Source organism: Clostridium sp. UBA1056, assembly GCA_002316385.1.
Classification (GTDB): domain Bacteria; phylum Bacillota; class Clostridia; order Clostridiales; family Clostridiaceae; genus Clostridium_J.
In genome coordinates this window covers 144,525-161,992 of sequence record DCDL01000055.1, presented here as the reverse complement: position 1 = coordinate 161,992, position 17,468 = coordinate 144,525, and the positions used below count along the sequence as shown (strand labels likewise).

Sequence of the window (17,468 nt, the reverse complement as noted above, 5' to 3'; positions counted from 1 at the left end):
TTTATACAGTAGTTCTTTTAGGACTGCTGTATTTTTTTATTTTAGAATATTTACTTCTATATTGACAATGAATAAACATATAAATAAAATATACATATACCCCCATGGGTATATAGGAGGTATTATTTATGAGTAAAACCATAGATTTTTTTAAAGATGATAAAAAACGAACCATGTTATTTTTACTTTTATCAGGAATATCTTTAATTTTTAGTTTCTTAAAAATCAATATTCTTCCTTTTGATGCTGCATGGATTCCAATCATTTTATGTGGTATCCCTATTATTAAAGAAGCCTTAGAAGGACTTATAACTAGTTTTGATATTAAAGCTGATGTTCTTGTATCCTTAGCTTTAATTGCTTCTGTTATTATTGGAGAGATCTTTGCAGCTGGTGAGGTTGCCTTTATTATGACAATAGGTGCTCTGCTTGAAGATATTACAGTGGAAAAAGCTCGTACAGGTATTGAAAATCTTATCCATCTATCACCACAAACAGCTCGTACTATTAAAAATGGAGTAGAAACCATTATTCCAGCTAAAGATGTACAAGTTGGTGATATCTTAAGAGTTCTACCAGGGGAGACCATTGCTATAGATGGTATTATCACAACTGGACAAACTTCCATAGACCAGTCTGTAATGACAGGTGAATCACTACCTGTTGATAAACAACCAGGAGATCAAGTTTCTAGTGGCACTGTAAATCAATTTGGTTCTTTTGACATGAAGGCTACTAAAGTAGGAAAAGATAGTTCCCTTCAAAGGATGATAAGACTAGTGCAGTCAGCGGATGCAGGAAAGGCAAAGATTGTTGGCGTTGCTGATAGATGGGCAACCTGGATTGTAGTAATCGCCCTTGTTTCTGCTGCTCTTACTTGGATTATTACAGGAGAAATTATCCGTGCCGTTACCATCCTTGTTGTATTTTGTCCTTGTGCTCTTGTATTAGCTACTCCAACTGCAATCATGGCTGGTATCGGTAATGCTACTAAATATGGAATCCTAGTACGTGAGGGTGATGCTTTAGAACGCCTTTCAAAGGTTAAAAGAATTGCTTTTGATAAGACTGGAACTTTAACCCATGGCAAACCCAAAGTTGCTGAAATTTATAGTTCGTCTGCACAGTGGACTAAGGATCAACTTCTATATTTAACTGCTGCTGCAGAAATGCGCTCTGAACACCCTCTTGGCAAAGCAATATTAAATTACTATAAAGAAAATAATAAAGAACGTTTAATAGAACCAAAGGATTTTCAAATGCTACCAGGAAGAGGCGTATATTCAAATATCGAAAATAAAATTGTTCTTGCAGGTAATGAAGAGTTACTTCATAGTAACTTCATTGATATTTCATCTGAAATACAAGAATATGCTTCAGAGTTTATTTCCCATGGATGCACAATTACTTATGTTGCCATAAATAAGGAGGCCGTTGGCTTTATCGCTCTATCTGATACCCTTCGTGGAGATACTAAAGATATGATTAAAAATATAGAATCAATAGGTGTTAAAACTGTACTTCTAACAGGTGATCATAAGGAAGCTGCAAATCATATAGGTAAACTTGCTGGGATAGATACTGTTAAATTTGATTGTCTCCCAGAAGATAAGCTTAATGCCATAGAAGAATATGAATTCCATGATGAGTATGTCTGCATGGTTGGTGATGGAATAAATGATGCTCCGTCTCTAAAAAAAGCCTATGTTGGAATTGCAATGGGTGGTATTGGTAGTGATATTGCTGTAGACGCAGCTGACATTGCCCTTGTAAGAGATGATATAAAATATCTACCACACCTACTAGGCTTATCAAAACGAATGATGAAAACTATTCATATAAACTTAGGATTTTCTATGGGACTTAATTTTCTTGCCATTGTGTTAGCAATGATTGGTACATTAAATCCTGTTTTAGGAGCATTAGTTCATAATGCTGGTTCAGTTTTAGTTATCATAAATTCGGCTCTACTGCTAAAGTGGAAGAATAAATATAGTTAATTAAGGGTTATTTCATCGTTATCTCTATAAACATAAACTATTAAATTTTAAAGTGGTAGTAACTAAATTATAATAATTTAATTACTACCACTTTTTCTCTAATCTCTATATTTAATGTAGTTTGAAACAAATCACATTAATTTATATAAACAAATTTACAATGCCCCACATTATGCTATTCGTTGCTTTTATTACCATATCCAAGGGTCTATCTAGCAAGTTGATCATAAGTAATCCAAATAAGATTAGCTGACCATATCTTTCATATTTCATATATTTAAAGTATTTTTCCTCTGGTAATAAAGCTCCCACAATCTTTGATCCATCTAGTGGAGGGAATGGAATTAAGTTAAACACTCCTAGTCCTATGCTGATTATATATGTGTATTGAAAGAGTTTAAAGATGAACACAGTTATATCTCCAGCATATCCTCCTGTCATCTTTAAGATTATTTCCATGGCAAAGGCGCATATAAGGGCTATTAAAAAGTTCATCATAGGGCCTGCTAGGCCTACCAGTGCCATACCCTTTCTTTTATCTTTATGATAATATGGATTTACTTGTACAGGTTTTGCCCACCCAAAATGAAAGAATAAAAGACATAGAGTTCCCAATGGATCTAGATGTGTCAATGGATTTAATGAAAGACGTCCCGTTGCCTTTGGTGTTGGATCTCCTAGTTTGTAGGATACATAACCATGGGCGAATTCATGAAAAGATACTGCAATAAGAATTGCAGGAATAAAATAAATTAGTTCTTTAATATCCATAGTATTTCTTTACTCCTTTAAATAGACTTTCCTTTAAATATAGAATATTATTACTTCTTTATATAGTATATAAATATTTATATATAACTATATTATTATTTATCTATAAGTTTTTCAATAAGTTATTCACTATGTTTATACAATTGTATTATTATAAATAGAATGTTCATTAATATGGTGAAATAGATTGCAAATAAAAATAGAAGAATGATAATCATTCTTCCATTTTACAGTCTATTCTTTTTCTTTTAAAAATGACTCTAAGTCTTCAATTGATTTTTCTGTATTTGTTATCTTACTCTTAATGTCATTTACTTCTTGTGATTTATCTTCTAAAAGCTTTAACTTTTCTTCATATTGCTTATCAAATTCAGATGCACTGTATGTCACTCTACCAGTTGTACCTACAGCAGTACCTATAATAATTCCTATAATAATTATAAATCCTACGACAAACTTTCTAATTAATGATTCTTTACTTTTCATTAACCTATACCTCCTAGTTACACTTTGAGCATGGAGCTAGCCCTTGTGATTCTGCTGCTTCTATAGTTATACATGTAGCATTTTTAGAATTGGTATTACCACAGTTATTACTGCTATGATACTTTTTACCTGTAGCTGTTTTCCATACCATTTTTCCTACTGGCTCTGGATTTACTGCTGAATTACTATTGTTTACATCATTTTGATTTGCATCATTAGTAGCTGCTACTCTTTCCGCTTCAGCTTTAGCTATCCTTTCTGCCTCAGCTTTTGCTTCTGCTTCTGCCTTTGCAATTCTTGCTGTTTCTGCCTTTTCTAATCTTTCTTTCTCAGCTTTAGCTTCTCCTTCAGCCTTTAAAATCTCTTCTTTTTTATTTTTAAGTTCTGTTTCTTTGCTTGATAAGGTATTTAGATTTACCTTACTTTCTTCTAATATCTTCTCCTGCTCACTAATCTGAGCAAGTACTACTTCATTTTTCTCATTTATCTTTGAAAATTCGTCTTTTGGAATACTTCCTATAATTCCAATTCCAGAGCCAACAAAAATACTAATGATAGCTAAGATTATAACTTTCTTTATACTTATTGAACTACCTTTAAATTTCACAATTATCCCCCCATGATATTTCATATTTACAACTAAAAGTTATAAGTAACCTAATCAATATCAAATTCAGCTACAAATTTATTTTAACATTCCTTTCCCCGCGTTTCAACCATATTATTGTATTTGCATCATTATATTCCAATATATACTATATATATCTTTTAATTAAACAAATTTTGTTACTTCTTGACGTAATTTTTTCATTGCTGTCTTCCATGTTAATAAGCCATTATAACTTATAAATAAATATCGCCTAAACATGAACAAAGATAGTACTTATATCAACTCTGGCTTTATGTTAATGAATTTAGAGCTTTCAACAAAGTATCAAGACTTTCAGCAAATCTTTAACTATATTGAAAAATTTTAAAACAGACTTCTTTTACATGACCAAGACATTTTAAGCGGTCTATATGGCTCTAAGACTAAAACTATAAAATCCATAGTTTATAATCTCAGTGATAGATACTTAGCCCGTTATAACCTAGCAATGCCTTTACTCCATTTGCTAGGTTATCTTGCCAATCATAGTAAATATGGACTCCTCTAAAAGTTTCGGCCGCTACACTGTACCCCTAACTTTTTAGTTGCCCATATGTTTAAAGATTCATTGCTTCCCTTGATAGCCTTAGTGTCCTATACTATAATAGGTGATGAAGTTAAGTTTTCTCTGGTTTAATGATATTTTAAAGAAAGTTTCTACTATATCTTATTCTTAGAAAACTACTATAAATAGAAAGAATGAATGGGGTATTAATTATGGAATTTCAAAAGTGTATAGAAACAAGAAGAAGTATTCGTAACTTTAATTCAAAGGAAGTAAGCAATCAGGTTATAGAAGAGTTAGTGAATGCGGCTGCTTATGCACCATCATGGAAAAACTCTCAGGTAACTCGTTACTATGCAGTGAAGGATACTGCAACAAAACAAAGAATAATCGATGCAATGCCTGATTTTAATAAGCATTCTTGTGAAACAGCTCCTGTTATAATGGTATCAAGTGTAGTTAAGTTTAGATCTGGTTATACCCGTGATGGTAGTTTTGATTCTGCTAAGGGTGAAGGCTGGCAAATGTATGACTGCGGATTATCCAATATGATTTTTTCATTAAAGGTTAAAGAACTAGGCCTAGGTACAGTTATTATAGGAATCTTTGATGAAGCAAAAGTAGCTAAAATCATTGGAATTCCTGATACAGAAGAAATTGTTTCAGTTATGCCTATTGGATACCATGATGAAGAAGTAGCAATGCCAAAGCGTAAATTTGCAGATACAATCTTAAAAATAATAGAATAATTATATAAAAAAGTCTGTCTTAGAATAAACTAAATCTTAAGTAGATGTTGAACATACACTTAGTAAATAATTCTGAAACAGACTTTTGATTTACTTAATTATTTTTTCTGAGCAGCTACTAATTTCACCAAAATTATATAGCTAATTACCTTTGTTTTGACTCAGATATTCTAAATGTTCTCAAGGATCTATAAGGAGAGTTCTCTCCGCTTCCTACTTCTCCTGCTTTTGCCTCTATATCTGATGTAACTCCTCTAATCTCTACTTCATAGAGCTCTGGAATATTATTAAAGGTTAATTCCTCTGTTGAATACGGCTCTATTAATACGTTGCTTATGGAATGAGGTGTTTTTTCATTAGATAAGTTCTTTCTTAGTATTTCTATCTCTGCTGTTTTCATAGAGTGATTATCTATATTTATAACTAATGTGGCTACTCTGCTCTCTCTTCTAATCCTCCCTGTTGTTAATCCAAATTTATTGTAACACTCCATACAAGATAGTATATAGTCAAGCTTGTTTTGAATGTCTCTATTTCTAACTTCTAGTCTAATTATAGTGGTCTTAAGAGCTTTTTCTATCACTCTAATCTCTCTTTTAACTTCTGTCAAGCTATAATGTGTATCTGTAAGAAGCTTATATACATCCTGAATATCTGCTACTGTAGGTGCATCCACATCTAGAATTTTCAGTACAAAGGTATCTACACCACCACCAAATATGGACTGCTTTGGAGATTTTAATGGTAAATTATTAGACTTAGTAAACCCAGTAATATAAATATTATTACTAGCATTTACAGCTATACTATTTCCAATATCATTACCATTTCCGCCAAAGTAGGTAGAAAACTCAAAGGCTGTTCCAGCTTGATTAAGCCTACTTATAAATACATCCTGCTCCCCTTTTTTATCTGGATATATAGGATTTTCTAATGGGAAGGTGTTTGAGTCAGTAGCTCCTGTTATATACGCTCTATTACTACTATCCACTGCTACGCCATTAACAAACTCTGTAATATCAGCACCACTACCACCTATGGTAACAGAATATATTAATGCAGTTCCTGTAGGATTTAATTTACTTACGAATATACTTCCTTGATCAGTACCTATTATATTGCCTATTGGAACTCTTGGAAAATCTGCTGAACTTGTATTTCCAACTATATAAACATTACCAAGAGTATCAATATCTATATCCCTTCCATCTTCAAAATTACTTCCACTAATAAGAGTAAAATAGGATAGCTCTCCACCCGTTGGAGATAATTTAATTGCTAAAGATTTAGACGTACCATCATTAACACCTATAATATTAGGAGTTAGAGCTCCAAATATAGCAGCTGATGTTCCACCTCCCACATAGGCACTTCCTAATTTATCTACAACTATGCCATTTCCAGTAGTAGAAGAATTTCCAGAAAGAGTTGAAAAATAATTTATATTTCCGCTTTGGTTTACCTTGCATACAAATAAAGCAGCATTTTCTTCTGTTAATGGCGAGCCAAAATTAGTATAATTGCTAGGTATTAACGTTGACCAATCTGTAGAGGCGCTATTTCCTGTTATATAAACATCATTATTAGTATCTAAATCTATGGATGATGCTGAATCTAGTCCATTACCGCTGATATAAGTGAAATAATTTAATACATTACCTGCAGCATTTAACTTAAATATAAATATAGAAATACTACCGCCACTACCTATGGTAACTGTAGTTGGAAAGTCAGTGGATGGAGAAAATGTTTGTCCTGTGACATATGCATTTCCCATACTGTCAACAGCTATTCCTGTTCCTATATCAACACTACTTCCATTTATAACTGCAGAGTATATCATCTGCCCTGAAGGATTGTATTTAGTTACAATTACTGCTTGTGTATTATTACATGGTTGACCTATTGTAGGTACAGTTTTAGGAAAATTTAATGAATTAGTAAATCCAGTTACATAAGTGTTTCCACTCTTATCATTTGCTATTCCATTACCACCATCATTATTTACTCCTCTTTGATAAGTTGAATATCCTAGAATAGAGTCTATAACAAGAGGAATAGCTTTATCATAATGGTTTACCTCTATGAATAGACTACTATCATTAATCTTAAATTGGCTAGATACATCTATTTTAAATCCATTATATACTTGATAAGCATTAGGTCTTAAAATGGACATATTGCAATTTTTAACTTTAATCTCTACATTTTTATTACAATCTAGTTTAATGTCATCTATACCTTCAAAGATCATATTGATAACTTTAGGATTTGCCCTTGGCTGAAGGATAAAGTCATACTCCAATTTTTCATTATTAAAATAGAATATTAAATCTATACCAGGGTATATGCCCTTATACCTTACCTTGGAATACATAGATATGTCCGTAATACCTTCTTTAGGTAGATTGGCTCCAAAATAATTTCTTTTTCCTTCACCTTCATCTTCACCTATGATTTCTAAATCAGATAGTGAATCCTTAAATGATATTTTAAAGAAATGAATCGGTGCTGTAGACTTCATCATGTTTAAGTATTGCTCTTTCCCATTAAATTTTGTAATGCTAGTAGAAACCTTATCTTTTAATGATTCATTAAGCCCCATTATTATTCCATCTTTAAGGAACATAATCATGTATCCATCTTTAGTAACTGTATATTTTACATCTTTGTGATTCTGCCCATTATTAATTTCAAAGAGATGGGTATTGTTAAAGTTTAATTTCTGATCCCTCTTATGCGACATATTAAATCTCCTTCTAAAAATGCTTAAAAATCCATTATTATTAATGTATTCTATTATAAAATTTTATGTGAAAGTAATTTAATAGTTCTTAGAACTTTTTATTTTGTTATTGCTCTTTATAATTTTAGTTATCATATTTAAATCTTTAATTATCATATTTAAACTTTATTTACCATGGGGATGTTATAATTATTATAAAGTGTAATTATTATTGAAATGCAATGTTAGGCATCTGAAAATAAATAGTAAGTCAAAGGTGGAAAGTATATTTTGAGTTAGACAAGNNATAACACAAAATAGATGAGCATTCTGACTTATTTATTTTTTGAAGATGCCTTATATAATAAGTTTCAGTTTAATATTCTAAAAGAAAAACTAGAGAAAAGATATATTCTTCCTCTAGTTTTTTATATTGTTTGTGTGTTATACTATAGTACTTATAAAGGTAGCTACCCATTACACAACATCTTAAATCATTATATAATTCAAAATGCTAGGGATGTGCAATGGGCAGGGGGTAGCTTTTAATTTGGAAAGTCTAAATCATAGATTTGTGATTTTTTAATGTAACTCCACCTCATATTCATTCAGTGGAGTAAGTTCGAATTACCAAATCATAGATTTGTTAATCATTTAATTTGTAACTCCTTCTCATATACATTCGAACGAGTAAGTAACACTTAGCTAAATCTTAGATTTAGAGTGTTACTTATATGAGCAACAGTAGTCTGCTATGGTGTTTACTTTAACTTTAAAGCTTGAGTTTTCTGGTACTATAAAGCTTTGGCCCTCTTTATAAGTAGTATACCTGTCTTCACCCTTTTGCATTATGTCCATTTCTCCACCTAGAACTTCCATTAGCTCTTCTGCAGCTGTGTTAAATTCATAATCTCCAGCTAGCATAAAACCTAGAGTTTTTCTTTCTCCATTTTCAAGGTAAACTGTCCTACTAGTTACCTTACCATCAAAATATACGTTAGCTTTTTTTACTATTTTTGCATTAGTAAACTCCATATTATTTTCCTCCTGCTATATCTATTTACATTTTTCTTGCTTTCTCTGTACATGCCTTCATAGCTTCAATTACACTGCTTCGTAAGCCTTTTTCTTCTAATACTCTTACTGCCTCTATAGTTGTGCCTCCTGGAGAACATACCATATCCTTTAATTCGCCTGGATGTTTTCCTGTTTCCATTACCATTTTTGCACTTCCATAGACTGCTTGAGCTGCAAACTTATAAGCCTTATCTCTTGGCATTCCTTCCATTACGGCTGCATCTGCCATAGCTTCTATAAACATAAATACATAAGCTGGTGAACTTCCACTTACGGCTACAACCGCATCCATCATTCTTTCTTCAATGATTTCCGCTTTACCAAAGCCACTTAGAATATTACATACATAATTTATTTCTTCATCAGTAACTAAAGCATTTTTACAAACTCCAGTGATTCCTTCGCCCACAAGAGCTGGTGTATTTGGCATAGTCCTAACTATTTTTACTGCTTTTCCAAATTGACCTTCTAATTTTTCAAGAGTTTGGCCTGGAGCTATAGTTACTACAATAGTATCATCTTTGATTACATTAGAAATTTCCTTAATTACGCTATCATAGTATTGAGGTTTCACGGATAAAACTACTACACCACTATTCATAGCAACTTCTCTATTATCAGTAGTTACGTTAATACCTAAATCCTGCTCTGTCTTTAATAAACCTTTAGTGTATGAATCAGAGGCTATAATTTCCTTTGCATCAAAGATTTTAGAAGAAATAATTCCTCCTATCATAGCCTTTGCCATATTTCCACAACCAATAAATCCTAACTTCATTTTCATTTTAAAGACCCCTTTATTTTTATTTTTCTATGAAACTGAGCAAAGCATTTCGACTCATATTCACTGATCGGAATAACTTCGAGTCACTAGATCAAAGATTTGGACTCTTAGAATGACACTCCTTTTCACTGCGTTCTAAGGAGTAACTTCCACTAGCTAAATCAAAGATTTAGAGTGTTTAAAAGGACACTCCTTTTCACCGCGTTCTAAGGAGTAACTTCCACTAGCTAAATCAAAGATTTAGAGTGTCAGTTAAATGCTTGCTCTGTTCTGTTTATTATTTCGTCTTGAAGTTCTTTGCTTAGGTTTCTGAAGTGATCACTATAACCTGCAACCCTTACTATTAAATCCTTATAGTCTTCTGGATGTTTTTGTGCCTCTATTAAAGTTTTTCTATCAATTACATTGAATTGAATGTGGTGTCCATCCATATTGAAGTAAGTTCTTACTAAGTTTGCCATATGATTTAGTCCTTCTTCTCCAGCGACTACACTTGGAGTGAACTTTTGATTTAGAAGAGTTCCTCCAGTTCTTAGATGGTCCATCTTAGATGCTGATTTTATAACTGCTGTTGGTCCATATATATCTGCACCTTTTTCAGGAGATATTCCTTCTGATACAGGCTTATGAGCAAGACGACCATTTGGACTTGCTATCATTACCTCTCCGAAGTAAACATGACAAGTTGTAGGTAGCATATTAATTCTATAACAGCCACCTTTAACATTTGGTCTACCTGTGACGATTTTATTATATACATTAAACACGGATATCATAATTTCATCAGCATAGTCATCGTCATTACCGTATTTCGGAGTTCTATTTCTAACTAAATTTGCAATAACCTCATTACCATCAAAATTATTTTCTACGGCATCTATTAATTTTTCCATAGTAAATTTCTTCTCATCATAAACATTATATTTAATAGCAGCTAAAGAATCTGTAATAGTTCCAATTCCAACACCCTGTATATAATTAGTGTTGTAACGAGCTCCACCAGCATTATAGTCTTTTCCTTTATTTATGCAATCATTAGTTATAATTGAAAGGAATGGTGCTGGCATATAATCTGCATATATTTTTTCAATGATGTTGCTTCCCTCTATCTTTATATCTACAAAATATTCTATTTGCTTTTTGTAGGCTTCAAATAGCTCATCATAGGTTTCAAAGTCTTTAGCATATCCAAGCTTTAGACCTAGCTGTTTTCTACTTACTTTATCATATCCATTAAATAGCGTTAGCTCTAATATCTTAGGTAAATTAAAGTATCCTGTTAAAATATAAGCTTCATTTCCAAAAGCTCCAGTTTCAACACATCCGCTAGTACCACCTCTTCTAGCATCTTCTATAGATTTTCCTGCATTAAGTAATTCCTGTACAATTGCTTCTGTATTATAAAAAGCAGGTTGACCCCATCCCTTTCTAGAGATTTCACAAGCTCTTTTAAGGAATCCTTTAGGAGTCTTCTTGCTAATTTGTACATTGGAACTTGGCTGAAGTAGCTGCATTTCATCCATGCAATCTAAGATTAAATAGCTTACATCATTAACTCCATCCTGTCCATCCGAAGTGATTCCACCGGTATTAATGTTAGCAAAATCAGTATAAGTGCTACTTTCCTTTAAAGTTATTCCTACCTTTGGAGGCGCTGGCTGATTATTAAACTTAACCCATAGACATTCTAAAAGCTCTTTAGCTTTATCCTCGTCTAAGACTTCATCCTCTACATCTCTTTCATAGAATGGATTTAGGTGTTGATCAAGCCTTCCTGGACTATAAGCATCCCAAGGATTTAATTCTGTTGTTACTCCTAAATGAACAAACCAATACATTTGTATCGCTTGCCAGTAAGTCTTCGGTGCATGAGCTGGCACTACATCACAGTTCTCTGCAATCTGAAGTAGCTCCTCTTTTCTAGTTTCATCTACTTCTTTACTTGCTAGCTCTCTAGCATACTTAGCATATCTTTCCCCCAAGATCATAATGGCATCACAACTAATACTCATGGCATTTAGCTGCTCTCTTTTAGAGAATGCCTCTTTGTCATTTAAGAAGTCTAATTTATTTATAGCTTCCTTAATTTCATTTTTATAATCTAAAAATCCCTTTTTATATATATTCTCAGATCCTACTGTATGCCCTGGACCCCTTTGTTCCATGAATTCAGTAAAGATTCCACTTTCATAGCACTCCTTCCATTTATCACTCATGGAATTTATAATTTTATTTCTAATAGATCTTTTTTCCCAATAAGGAATTACTTCTTTCTCTTGAGTTTTTAAGTCTTCTTCACTTACTTTAAAACAAATTAATTCCCTGTCATTCATTATGTGCATATCTTCAATGGTGTGACAGCAAAGCTCAGGAAATGTTGGCGCTGCCTGTGGTCTATCACCTTTTTCACCAACTATAAGTTCTCCCTCATCAATGCATAAGCTTTTATTCTCCATGAAATGCTTAAATGCTAGAGCCCTCATTTCTGGAACTGATACAGTACCCTCATACTTTTTATAGGCCTCTGTCATTAGTGTTGCCCTCTCCATGTATATGCTAGGAATCGTGTTTACACTTTGTGCCCTTAACTTTTTAACTCTTTCATTCATACCTCTCTCCATGACTTACCTCCTATTTTAATATCAAGTAATTCATCTATATGAATTACTTACATTTCCATTGACTTTAAAAGAACTTATTTTATGAATTTAACACTTCTAATTTATATCTATATAAAATAAATTGCTAGGAATGTCATCCTTAGAATAAACTCTACTTTAGCTAAACTTGTTAATTCTATTTTAATATCTTCTAATTACCTTATCATGAGATAACTTCTATTTTAGCTAAATGTTGAAACTGTCCTAAACATTGCAATAAGGGAATACTATTTCAAGGAGAACCAATCCTTGAAGTTGACTAAGTGTAAATATTATAAGACAATTTCAACACTGGTTTAAACCCTTGCTTTTATGTGAACATAAAAATAGTTACTAACCACCTATTTTTATGTTTATAAACCCTGCATTTTCAAATCTTTTCTTTATTTCCTCAAGTCTGTCGTCACTAGGTGCTTTAAAATCAATTCCTTCATAAACCTTTTGAAGCCGTTCATACTTACTTTTACCTGTGTTATGATAAGGAAGTAAGTTTATCTTTTGCACACTTACATTTTCCTTTAAAAATTTAATAATTTCTTCTATAGACTCATCATCTGTGTTTATACCTTCTACTAGAGGTATTCTTATATTGATGTTTGCTCCAGCATCACTTAGCTTTTTTAAATTATCAATAATAACTTCATTAGATTTCCCTACATATTTTATATGCTTCTCGTTACCCATTAGCTTAACATCATACAAAAATGTATCTACATAATTAAGTACTCTTTCATAGTTTTCATAGGGTGCTTGACCACAGGTATCTATGGCAATGTTGTAACCCTTTTTCTTTAGCTTCCTTAATAATTCCTCTATATAATCCATATTTTGAGTCATAACCTCTCCACCAGATAAAGTAATCCCGCCATTGGACTCTTCATAGAACATTTTATCTTTTTCTACTTCCTTAATAAGCTGTGCTACTGTATATTCTTTTCCTACTATTTCACGAGCATTATTTACGCAACAGTCAATACAACCCTTACAAAGGTCACATTTACTTCTATCTGTAACCACATGATTTTCTTCCTTTGAAATTGCTCTTTTATGACAGATATTCATACATGCCATACAACCTGTACATTTTTCTTCATTGTACATAAGTTCTTCTCTATAGTTTTGACTTTCTGGATTATGACACCATAAACAAGAAAGAGGACACCCCTTAAAAAATATTGTTGTACGAATTCCATCTCCATCATGGATAGAATATTTTTGAATATTAATTACTCTTGGTAAATTCACCATATCACCCTCAATTTATCTTATATATCCACTATGGCTTCATACTCAAAAAAATTAGAATAATAGTGGTATGACCTTATATATATTTTTAATTAAGGCATCTGAAAATAAATNNCTATCTAAGGGTTCTGTTGACGCAGTATAATACAAAATAGACGAGCATTCTGGCTTATTTATTTTTTGAAGATGCCTAAACTCAATTGTAAAATTAAATTCTCTTTGAATACAATTTTCTCTTAATGATATAAACAAAATTCATATACAACCCAATTTTCACACATATGAATTTATTTATTTATATTTTCACTTTAATTATAAAATCTATTACATACAAAGTCAAATGTTATATTTTTAAAAAATTATTATGTGTTCATAAAATTTTTATTTACTTTCTTAACTTTAATTAAATTTTAATATGACTATATGATTTATTTTTCCCTTACTGTAAAAGTTTGCATTTCTACAGAATTGTATATATAATGATATATATAGCTTATAATTTATTTGAATTTTTAATTAACATAGTAGTTTATTATACATATTTATATAGATTTTGGAGGAGTTTTAATGTCAAAGGAAAAAAAGATTGAGAAAGCTAACGCAAAAGCAAGAGGGAAATTAGAAAATGCCATGAATAATATTTATGTAAGATTCACTTTATTTAAAGAAGTTCATGAAACTGCTTATAAATTAAACCCCGAATACAAATACTTTTGGGATAAACATCCTGAAACAACTAAGAAAGATATATTAAAAAATCAAAGGCCTATGGATATGAATCTAAACAAAAGCAGAATCCATGAAATGCAGTTCGGCTTTGGAACGTTAGGTTTTAGTTATGGAATAAGTAGATTATTCTCTAAAGAAAAGTTATCTGCAGAAGAGAAAATAGAGATTTCGATAACCTGTGAAAAATTCACTAGAACCGTAAGAGCTATTAATGAAACCCTTTGGAAAAAACCACCTAAAGCTATATAAAATAAATGTTGAGCATGTCTTATAACAAGCTCAACATTTTTATATTTTATATTTTATATAAGATTAGAAATTTATATTATCTCTATCCTATTATAGTACTGATATTTAGAATTAAAAAAGCAATGAATATTAAAGATGATGCAAGCCTTATAAGAAATATAGCTCTTTTAACTCCCGTTAATTCTATTTTATGTATTAAATGTGTAATTACATTACAGTTTAAATATAATCAATATGAAATTCTTTACCTGGCTTCTTTCATTTTACTATGATTAAAATCTAAAATACAAAATAAAAAGTGTACAAAATCCTAGAATTTTGCACACTTTTATTATATATTAGAAGTTTACTTGTATTAATAGCATTATTGCACTGAAGGCTGCTATATATCCCATTAGAGGCATGATAAATTTCAGCCACTTATCATAGGTTACATCAACCATTTCTAAGGTTGCTAGAATTAATCCTGTTGGTGTAATGAAGGAAATTAATCCTAATCCATATACATAAGCTGAAACTATAACATCTCTTGAAAGTCCAACTGAATCTGCAAGAGGAGCCATAATTGGAATAGATAGAACTGCAAGTCCTGATGATGAAGGAATAAAGAATCCAAGTACTATGAATATTAATAGCATTAGAATTATAAATATATTCGGATTCATACCTGCTATAGCATTAGAGAAGAAGTTAAGGATTGTATCAGAAGTCATACCATTCTCTAATACAAGGTTTATACTTCTAGCAACACCTATAACTAGGGCAACACTCATTAAGTCAGCAGCTCCAGCTACGAATTGGTTTACGAAATCTTTCTCGCCAATTCCTGATAAGAATCCAATGATTATACCAGATACTAAGAATATAGCAGTCATTTCACCGAATCCCCAGCCATTAACAGAAACTCCATAGATCATAACTACGAAAGTTAAAAGGAATATTAGTAATATAATTTTAAATCTTAAAGTTAACTCAGGCGCTTCTCCTTCACTAGCAAATTTAGCTTCTATTGCATCTTTATCTGCAAATGTTAAAGATTTACTTGGATCTGCTTTAACTTTTTTAGCATATCTTAAGATATATACTATAGTGATTAAAGTACCTATAATGAAAGCAACAATTCTTAAATTAAGTCCATTTGTAAAGCTTATTCCAGCAGCGTTAGAACCTATAACTACTGAGAACGGATTAACTGTTGAGAACATACTTCCTATAGAAGATCCCATATATATTGATGCAATACATACCATAACATCATAGCCTGCAACTAAAAATACGGGAACCATTATCGGATACAGGGCTATAGTTTCCTCTGCAAGTCCGAAAGTAGTACCTCCAAGAGAAATTAAGAAGGTTATAAATACTATTAATATATATTCTCTTCCTTTAGTTAATCTTGAAAGACTTGCAATTCCTGCATTAAATGCACCAATGTAATTTAATACACCAATAACTCCACCTATGATAAATACAAATAGGATGATATTTATAGTATCATATACTCCATTGATAGGAGATAGAACTATATCCACTATACCTTGTGGTTTTTGTTCAACTCTTTCATAACTACCTGGTATAGCTACTGGTTTGTTGATACTACCATCAGTAAATTTAGAAATGTCACCAGTAACTTTAAGTTCATTTAAAGTTTCTTGAGTACCAGGCATTTCTGTCTTATCTCCATTAGGAGCAGTAATCTCAAACTTAGTACTATCTGCATTATAAGATAGTTTTGAGTATGAACCAGCTGGTATCACATAAGTTAGCGCTGCTGCTAAAAGCAGTACTATAATTAATACTGTGAATGCAGTGGGAAAGGATAATTTCCTTTTCTTTTTTGCCATGTAAAATCCCTCCAATAGTTTAATGTTAGTGTCGGCTACATAGTTGTAGCTTAAACATTCATATCTAAAGAGATATTATGTTTTATAACATATCTCTTCTTTTGATATAATTAAGTTTTTAATAAACTCCTAAAATTTAAGAGAAATTATTCATCTTAATTACATCACCTCAACATATGCAGTTCATAGTTTGTTCATAAAATCGAAGTGAATTTTTATTAATATTATTTCCTAAAATATACATCCTAATCCTAAAAACAATGTCTAAAACTTATATTTTATGTATAATAGATGTATAAAACATAAATTTTTATACCCTTGATCTACCCATTTAGCTTGCACACATCTTTAAACGTTTTCAATTCCTTAAAACTTTTTAAGCTTATACTCCTTCGTTCCTTGTATTTCAAGCTTAGTAAACCTTAATTAAATTAAAAATTCCATAATAATTTTAGATTGTACATCATATTAATAATTTTCCATCAATTTTATAAATAGCAACTTCCGCAACCATACACTGTTAAGATCATAGACATAAAATAATAAAATCTGACTTTATCAACCAAAATTTTATTATTTTATATAATAATATTACTACAAACTTTCAAAAAGATAAAGTTCCTAATTTGCTCTATTTTGCGTAAATTCTATTTTTTTCTCTCTTTTTCTCTACATTGCACCTATATATTCAGGTTTTGTTCATTTTATGTTCATTATTAATTGCATATAATTTAAAATTGTAAAACCATTTATTAATTTTTTCATTTTAATATCATAATGCTTTTATTTCCTCATTTTGTATACTTTTCCCTCCTTCATTGCCATGGAGTATATACATAAGAATATAAAATAATATATTAAAACATTGAAATAATTAACATTACATACTACTTTTAAAAAACTCATAAAGGATTTAGTAACCACAGCAAAAATAGTTTTTATCTCAGGTTTTTTTCTTTTAATACAATACACCAAATAAACAGAGTTCTTTGCTT

General features: G+C 31.2%; 13 protein-coding genes. 3 read left to right on the top strand and 10 right to left on the bottom strand.

Features of this window, described 5'->3' with window-relative positions:
* Positions 1–128: 128 nt before the first annotated feature.
* Positions 129–2,000 (top strand): cation-translocating P-type ATPase, encoded by a 1,872-nt coding sequence (locus B3W71_RS14780; protein ID WP_346889702.1) that lies wholly within the window; start codon positions 129–131, stop codon positions 1,998–2,000.
* A 141-nt stretch (positions 2,001–2,141) separates the two neighbouring features.
* Here B3W71_RS14780 and B3W71_RS14775 read toward each other — a convergent pair whose 3' ends face one another.
* The 3 genes from B3W71_RS14775 to B3W71_RS14765 form a co-directional block, all read right to left on the bottom strand.
* A complete protein-coding gene (locus tag B3W71_RS14775; protein WP_346889701.1) occupies positions 2,142–2,771 on the bottom strand; it encodes a site-2 protease family protein in 630 nt (209 codons plus the stop codon).
* Positions 2,772–3,005: 234 nt separating this feature from the next.
* A complete protein-coding gene (locus B3W71_RS14770; protein ID WP_346889700.1) occupies positions 3,006–3,257 on the bottom strand; it encodes a hypothetical protein in 252 nt (83 codons plus the stop codon).
* A gap of 13 nt (positions 3,258–3,270) precedes the next feature.
* The gene (locus B3W71_RS14765; protein WP_346889699.1) at positions 3,271–3,864 is read right to left on the bottom strand and encodes a hypothetical protein; all 594 of its coding nucleotides are present in this window, start codon (positions 3,862–3,864) and stop codon (positions 3,271–3,273) included.
* A gap of 759 nt (positions 3,865–4,623) precedes the next feature.
* Here B3W71_RS14765 and B3W71_RS14760 point away from each other — a divergent pair.
* Positions 4,624–5,160, top strand: a complete 537-nt coding sequence (locus B3W71_RS14760) for a nitroreductase family protein (protein WP_346889698.1) — start codon at positions 4,624–4,626, stop codon at positions 5,158–5,160.
* A gap of 145 nt (positions 5,161–5,305) precedes the next feature.
* Here the strand turns inward: B3W71_RS14760 and B3W71_RS14755 are convergent, their stop codons facing one another.
* From B3W71_RS14755 to B3W71_RS14735, 5 genes are all read right to left on the bottom strand, one after another.
* Positions 5,306–7,906, bottom strand: coding sequence for an SBBP repeat-containing protein (locus B3W71_RS14755; protein ID WP_346889697.1), 2,601 nt, complete (start codon positions 7,904–7,906; stop codon positions 5,306–5,308).
* Positions 7,907–8,611: 705 nt separating this feature from the next.
* Complete coding sequence (locus tag B3W71_RS14750) at positions 8,612–8,920, bottom strand: pyrimidine/purine nucleoside phosphorylase (protein ID WP_346889696.1); 309 nt, start codon at positions 8,918–8,920, stop codon at positions 8,612–8,614.
* A gap of 25 nt (positions 8,921–8,945) precedes the next feature.
* Positions 8,946–9,746, bottom strand: coding sequence for a pyrroline-5-carboxylate reductase (gene proC / locus B3W71_RS14745; protein ID WP_346889695.1), 801 nt, complete (start codon positions 9,744–9,746; stop codon positions 8,946–8,948).
* A 248-nt stretch (positions 9,747–9,994) separates the two neighbouring features.
* Positions 9,995–12,367, bottom strand: a complete 2,373-nt coding sequence (gene hypD, locus B3W71_RS14740; RefSeq protein WP_346889694.1) for a trans-4-hydroxy-L-proline dehydratase — start codon at positions 12,365–12,367, stop codon at positions 9,995–9,997.
* Between the two features lie 372 nt (positions 12,368–12,739).
* A complete protein-coding gene (locus B3W71_RS14735; protein WP_349676420.1) occupies positions 12,740–13,651 on the bottom strand; it encodes a trans-4-hydroxy-L-proline dehydratase activase in 912 nt (303 codons plus the stop codon).
* A gap of 567 nt (positions 13,652–14,218) precedes the next feature.
* Between B3W71_RS14735 and B3W71_RS14730 the strand changes: the two genes are divergently transcribed.
* Positions 14,219–14,629: a hypothetical protein gene (locus B3W71_RS14730; protein ID WP_346889692.1), complete on the top strand. Its 411-nt coding sequence runs from the start codon at positions 14,219–14,221 to the stop codon at positions 14,627–14,629.
* A 338-nt stretch (positions 14,630–14,967) separates the two neighbouring features.
* Here the strand turns inward: B3W71_RS14730 and B3W71_RS14725 are convergent, their stop codons facing one another.
* Both B3W71_RS14725 and B3W71_RS14720 read right to left on the bottom strand, forming a co-directional pair.
* The gene (locus tag B3W71_RS14725) at positions 14,968–16,473 is read right to left on the bottom strand and encodes a YfcC family protein (RefSeq protein ID WP_346889691.1); all 1,506 of its coding nucleotides are present in this window, start codon (positions 16,471–16,473) and stop codon (positions 14,968–14,970) included.
* A gap of 783 nt (positions 16,474–17,256) precedes the next feature.
* Positions 17,257–17,468, bottom strand: a 212-nt coding sequence (locus B3W71_RS14720; protein ID WP_346889690.1) for a hypothetical protein, incomplete at its 5' end; no start/stop codon positions are given.